Origin of the sequence: Algibacter lectus (genome assembly GCF_004368925.1) — a bacterium.
GTDB classification, from domain to species: domain Bacteria; phylum Bacteroidota; class Bacteroidia; order Flavobacteriales; family Flavobacteriaceae; genus Algibacter; species Algibacter lectus.
Map to the genome: position 1 here is coordinate 332684 of NZ_SORL01000009.1, position 6572 is coordinate 339255.

4 protein-coding genes are annotated in these 6572 nt (G+C 33.6%); 1 reads left to right on the forward strand and 3 read right to left on the reverse strand.

Translation table 11 applies throughout. The features are described from left to right. Positions 1 to 20 precede the first annotated feature (20 nt). Together ilvB and ilvD are read right to left on the reverse strand one after the other, a co-directional pair. On the reverse strand, positions 21 to 1757 hold the full coding sequence (gene ilvB / locus DFQ06_RS14025) for a biosynthetic-type acetolactate synthase large subunit (protein WP_042505893.1): 1737 nt from the start codon (positions 1755 to 1757) through the stop codon (positions 21 to 23). Positions 1758 to 1796: 39 nt separating this feature from the next. Continuing rightward, a complete protein-coding gene (gene ilvD / locus DFQ06_RS14030) occupies positions 1797 to 3479 on the reverse strand; it encodes a dihydroxy-acid dehydratase (protein ID WP_042505895.1) in 1683 nt (560 codons plus the stop codon). A 681-nt stretch (positions 3480 to 4160) separates the two neighbouring features. On the opposite strand from ilvD, the gene metK reads away from it, so the two are divergent. After that, entirely contained in the window at positions 4161 to 5414 is a 1254-nt protein-coding gene (metK, locus tag DFQ06_RS14035) for a methionine adenosyltransferase (protein WP_042505896.1), read from the forward strand. A 111-nt stretch (positions 5415 to 5525) separates the two neighbouring features. Here the strand turns inward: metK and DFQ06_RS14040 are convergent, their stop codons facing one another. Then, positions 5526 to 5972 carry a protein-disulfide reductase DsbD domain-containing protein gene (locus DFQ06_RS14040; RefSeq protein ID WP_042505898.1) on the reverse strand — a complete coding sequence of 149 codons (447 nt, stop codon included), beginning with the start codon at positions 5970 to 5972 and terminating at the stop codon, positions 5526 to 5528. Positions 5973 to 6572 lie beyond the last annotated feature (600 nt).

The window sequence follows — 6572 nt, forward strand, 5'->3', positions numbered from 1 at the left end:
TTATTTTAGATCTTAATTTATTAGCACAATCTTACTTCTGAAACGGAAGCTCCTGTTGGAATCATCGGAAAAACATTTCCTTCTTTTTCCACGCATACTTCTAAGAAATACGACTCTTTAGATTCAATCATTTCCTTAACTGCATCTGCCAACTCTTCACGTTTTACAACTTTTCTAGCTTTAATGTAATAGCCTTCTGCTATGGCCACAAAGTTAGGATTTGTCATTTCTGTAGAGGCATAACGTTTATCGAAAAACAGCTGTTGCCATTGACGCACCATACCTAAAAATTCATTATTTAAAACTACAATTTTAACAGGTGTTTTTTGCTGAAAAATAGTCCCTAATTCTTGTATGTTCATTTGGAAACCACCATCTCCGATGATTGCTACAACTTCACGCTCTGGAGCAGCCATTTTTGCACCAATAGCTGCAGGAAGCGCAAAGCCCATAGTACCTAAACCTCCTGAAGTAATATTACTTTTTGAAATATTAAAATCGGCATAACGACAAGCAATCATTTGGTGTTGTCCAACATCTGAAACTATGGCAGCATTTCCTTTTGTTTCAATATTTATTTGTTTAATAACCTCGCCCATAGTTAAACCTTCTTTACTTGGCGTAAGATCTTCTTTTATTACTTTTTCAAATTCAATAGCATACAAGTCTTTGAATTCTTGTAACCATGCATCGTGTGAATTTGTTTCTAATAAAGGCAATAACTGTGATAAGCTATCTTTAGAATTTCCTAAAACGGCAATTTCAGTTTTTACATTTTTATCAATCTCTGCCGGATCAATTTCAAAATGAATCACTTTAGCCTGCTTAGCATAGGTATTTAAACTACCAGTTACACGGTCATCAAAACGCATACCAATAGCAATTAAAACATCACATTGATTCGTTAAAACATTTGGAGCGTAATTACCATGCATACCAACCATACCTACATTTAGCGGATGAGATGTTGGTACTGCTGAAGCTCCAAGAATAGTCCAAGCCGAAGGAATTCCTGCTTTTTCTATTACAGCCTTTAATTCGGCTTCTGCTTTACCTAAAATAACACCTTGCCCCCAAACAATCATTGGTTTCTTTGCTGCATTAATTAATTTTGCAGCCTCTTTTACGGCTTCTGTATCGGTATCTGGTATAGGATTATAACTTCTTACACCTGTACATTTTTCATATTTAAAATCAAATTCTTCTAACTGAGCATCTTTAGTTATATCTACTAAAACAGGACCTGGACGGCCGCTTTTAGCTATATAGAATGCTTTTGCAATAGCTTCTGGAATTTGAGACGCTTTCGTTACTTGGCAATTCCATTTAGTAACTGGTGTAGATATTCCAACAATATCAGTTTCCTGAAAAGCATCACTACCTAACAAATGAGAAGCTACTTGACCAGTAATACATACTAGTGGTGTAGAATCTATTTGAGCATCTGCAATACCAGTAATTAAATTAGTAGCTCCAGGGCCAGAAGTAGCCATAGCTACACCAACTTTCCCAGAAATACGAGCATAACCTTGAGCTGCATGTGCTGCACCTTGTTCATGTCGTGTTAAAACGTGATGAATTTTATCTCTAAACTTGTATAATTCGTCGTAAACGGGCATTATCGCACCTCCCGGGTAGCCGTAAAGAATATCTACGCCTTCTGCTAATAAACAATGAATAATTGCTTCGCTACCAGAAATACGCATAGTTTTCTGCGTATTATTTGCTTGTTTTTTTATGGTTTGAGTGTCTTTCATCTCTATATATTTTCTTCTTGCTCTTGTAATCGTTACTTACTATAAATCTGTTACACAGCCTTTAGAAGCCGATGCCACAGATTTTGCATATTTGTATAATATTCCTTTTGAATGTTTTAAAGCTGGTTGAACCCATTGTGTTTTTCTTTCTGCTATTTCTTCCTCAGAAAGTAAAACATTAATAGAGTTATCTTCGGCGCTAATTCTAATTTTATCACCTGTTTTTAATAACCCAATGGTTCCACCTTCTTGAGCTTCTGGTGTAATATGCCCCACAACAAAACCGTGTGTTCCTCCAGAAAAACGACCATCAGTAATTAACGCTACAGATTTACCTAAACCTGCTCCCATGATTAAAGATGTTGGTTTTAACATTTCTGGCATTCCAGGACCTCCTTTTGGCCCCACATATCTAATGACGACAACATCACCTCTTTCTACTTCTCCGTTTGAAATTCCAGTATTTGCCGCTTGTTCTCCATCGTAAACCACAGCTTTACCTTCAAATAACAAACCTTCGTTTCCTGATATTTTTGCTACAGCACCTTCAGTCGCCAAGTTTCCGTAAAGAATTTGTAAATTCCCTGAAGATTTTAAAGCTTTATCCTTCGGAAATATAACGTCTTGATCGTCTTCAAAAGTTAGAGGCTCAACATCTGCTAAATTTTCAGCTAATGTTTTTCCTGTTACTGTTAAACAATCACCATGTAAATAACCATTATCTAATAAATATTTCATTACTGCAGGGGTTCCTCCAACGCCATGAACATCTTCCATTAAATATTTTCCAGATGGTTTTAAATCTGCTATCAAAGGGGTTCTATCACTAACACGTTGAAAATCTTCTAATGTGAATTCGATATCTGCAGCATGCGCAATAGCTAGAAAGTGTAATACTGCATTGGTAGAACCTCCTAAAGCATTGACAAGTGCTATAGCATTCTCAATAGATTTTTTAGTAATAATATCTAAAGGCTTTAAGTCTAATTCTAAAAGGTTTTTAATAGCGATTGCTGTTCTCTCACTTTCAGATAATTTATTAGGATTTTCTGCAGGAATAGAAGAGTTATAAGGTAACGCAAACCCCATACACTCTATAGCCGAAGCCATTGTATTGGCCGTATACATACCTCCACAAGCTCCCGCTCCTGGAATAGCACTTTTAATAATTTCTCTATATTCTTCTTCTCCAATTTCACCTGCTACTTTTTGACCTAAGGCCTCAAAAGCAGAAACGATGTTTAATTTTCTTCCTTTATATTTTCCTGAAGCAATTGTTCCACCATACATCATAATAGATGGACGATTTAACCGTAACATAGCAATAACGGCTCCTGGCATATTTTTATCACAACCAACAACAGAGATTAAAGCATCATAACTCTGTGCATTCATAACCGTTTCTATAGAATCGGCAATAATGTCACGAGAGGCTAAAGAGTAGTTCATTCCTGAAGTCCCCATAGAAATACCATCAGAAACACCGATAGTATTAAACCCTAAACCTACTAAATTTGCTATTTTACACTCAATTTTCACTTCAGCAGCCAAGTTATTCAAATGCATGTTACAAGGGTTACCATCGTAACCTGTACTAGCAATGCCAACTTGGGCTTTTTTCATATCTTCATCAGTTAAACCTACCGCGTATAACATCGCTTGAGATGCTGGTTGAGATTCATCTTGAGTTAACCTTTTACTATGTTTATTGAGTTCCTTCATTTTTGTTGCGGATAATTTTATCTTTTACTATACTTTTATTTTAATAATTTAGGTTTTTATGAATTTCATTAAAAACTCTTCATTCTTTTAAATAATGCTCGAAATTAATTTATTAGCCATTTAAAACCATTTATATTTCATTTTTTAGGTTAAATTCACAAACCTAAAACAACAGTCAAAATTTTGATAATCAGATATTTAGACTGATTTTTTTACTATGTCCAAAAAATCAAAAATTAACAATAAAAAAAGCCTTCTCTGAAAGGAAGGCTTTTAATCATATTTAAGATTTAAAAAAAAGTTCCGAGTGCATCATGAAATAATCACAATGACATTAATAGCCGTTTTAATTAAAGAATTATTTTTCATTACAAATTCAATCACTTCTCTCTAAAACATTCTATATATAGGCAATGCTGAAGATTTGATTCATCAAATATTTATAAATAAAACTTATTAAGCAAATTTTAGGTTAAAAAACTCTAAATGAATTCGCAATTCCTTTTATTTTTCTATTTTTGCAGCCACATATAACAGAGGAAAGATTTGACTGATTGCAACCTCTTTGTAGTAAATAAAGTTTCAAAAACATTGAAATTAATTTTCTACAAATAAAAATGCTAAAGGCAGTGTAAACTTCCTTCGACGTTTTCGTCAAATCTTGCTATAAAATAATATAATATGGCTTATTTATTTACTTCAGAAAGTGTTTCTGAAGGACACCCAGATAAGGTGGCGGATCAGATTAGCGATGCGTTAATCGACAATTTTTTAGCTTTTGATACCGAATCGAAAGTAGCATGTGAAACTCTAGTTACTACAGGACAAGTAGTGCTTGCTGGTGAAGTTAAATCGACGACTTATTTAGACGTTCAAAAAATCGCTAGGGATACCATTAACAAAATTGGATATACCAAAGGTGAATACATGTTTGATGGAAATTCGTGCGGTGTACTTTCTGCAATCCACGAACAATCAGACGATATTAGCCAAGGTGTAGATCGTGGTACCAAAGAAGAACAAGGTGCAGGCGATCAAGGTATGATGTTTGGTTACGCTAGTAACGAAACAGAAAATTTTATGCCATTAGCTTTAGATCTATCTCATAGAATTTTAAAAGTTCTAGCTGAATTACGTCGCGAGAACAAAGATATTACTTATTTAAGACCAGATTCGAAAAGTCAAGTAACTATTGAATATAGCGATGATAACGTACCACAACGTATTGATGCTATTGTTGTTTCTACACAACATGATGATTTTGATGCGGATGACGTGATGCTTGCTAAAATTAGAAAAGATATAGTTGAAATTTTAATTCCACGTGTAGTTGCAGATTTACCTAAAGCTATTCAAAATTTATTCAACAACGATATTAAATATCACATCAACCCAACTGGTAAATTCGTTATTGGTGGACCTCACGGTGATACTGGTTTAACCGGTAGAAAAATTATTGTAGATACTTATGGTGGTAAAGGCGCACACGGTGGTGGAGCTTTTTCAGGAAAAGACCCAAGTAAAGTAGATAGAAGTGCTGCTTATGCTACAAGACATATTGCTAAAAATTTAGTAGCAGCTGGTGTTGCTAGCGAAGTTTTAGTACAAGTCAGTTATGCTATTGGTGTTGTAGAACCTATGGGGATTTTTATTGATACCTACGGAACTTGTGCCTTTAACATGACCGATGGTGAAATTGCACAGAAAGTAACAGAACTTTTTGATATGCGTCCATTCGCTATTGAAGAACGGTTAAAGCTTAGAGCTCCAATATACAGTGAAACCGCTGCATACGGCCATATGGGACGTAAAAATGAAATAGTTACTAAATCATTCTCACAACCAAACGGTGAATCAATAACATTAGATGTTGAATTATTTACTTGGGAGAAATTAGATTATGTAGATAAAGTAAAATCCGCTTTCGGATTGTAATATGTCTGAGCAAAGGTTAAATAAAAAAAAGTGATCAACTGAGTTGATCACTTTTTTTTTATAATAATATCAAATGCTGTTTCTACATAAATATAGCTTTTAACGACTAAGTTAATCTACAGTAAACAACAAATCCTCTTCTGTTGGTGCTAAGCATCTAATGTCGTTACATACCATAAAATTAACCACACCTTCTACAGTAAAACTTTTTTTAGTTTTAACCTTTATACGCTGCTTAAAAATGGCCTTATTATCAAAATACTTAATCTTCATTCCAAAAATAGGATCATCTACAACATGACCTTCATCTTCTTTGGTATTACCTTTCTTTAAGAATTTGCCATTTCCAACGAAACTAAAACTTGTCGCTATCGGACCACCTTCCGGAACCGTTTGCGCATATAAATGCCAACCTGCATCAATTGTTGCTGTTGATATTAAGTCAAACTCTGTATCTGACACTCTATTAACTAAAGTTTCCCATTTTACAGGCTCTAAAATTTGAGCTTGTGATATATTCAAAGTTAAGACCGTAATAATTATAAATATAGTTTTCATATAATAATATTTTTTCAAGATTTCCTAAAAGATTAAATCAACTATTAAGCCATAAATTAAAATTACACCATGAAATAATACAACCTCGTAATATTATAATAATAATTAATTGAAGTAAATCTACAAAAACTTATAAGAACCATAAGATTAAAATAAAAAGAGATTGTAAGTAATCTATAAAACTAATTAATTCTGAATATCTGTTAGGCAAATTAAAAAGCAGATTATCTATAAAACGCGAAAACTCCAAATCATTACGATTCAGAGTTTTCATTAATTCTCCCTAAGAACTAATTAATAGCATTACAAATATAAGACAAAAACTACTTACAAAAAATGAGTAGTTGTACGTATTTTTCTATTTCAAAAGGTGTTTAAAATAATAACTCCAATTTATTCATTGTAAACTCCTCAAATAACAAATTAAATCCTAACGCTTACGCGGAAGTATAACGGAGATTGTTCTCTTAAGCGTTACTCTATTCGTTATTTCAATAAATAATAAACAAAAAAAATCCTCAACAAATAAATGTTGAGGATTAAAAAAGGCAACGACCTACTCTCCCACAAATGCAGTACCATCGGCGCTAATGGGCTTAA

What these genes read in the sequence shown, in the direction of transcription:
- ilvB (WP_042505893.1), bottom strand. Translation starts at nt 1,757, where the DNA reads ATGAAAGACACTCAAACCATAAAAAAACAAGCAAATAATACGCAGAAA.
- ilvD (WP_042505895.1), bottom strand. Translation starts at nt 3,479, where the DNA reads ATGAAGGAACTCAATAAACATAGTAAAAGGTTAACTCAAGATGAATCT.
- metK (WP_042505896.1), top strand. Translation starts at nt 4,161, where the DNA reads ATGGCTTATTTATTTACTTCAGAAAGTGTTTCTGAAGGACACCCAGAT.
- DFQ06_RS14040 (WP_042505898.1), bottom strand. Translation starts at nt 5,972, where the DNA reads ATGAAAACTATATTTATAATTATTACGGTCTTAACTTTGAATATATCA.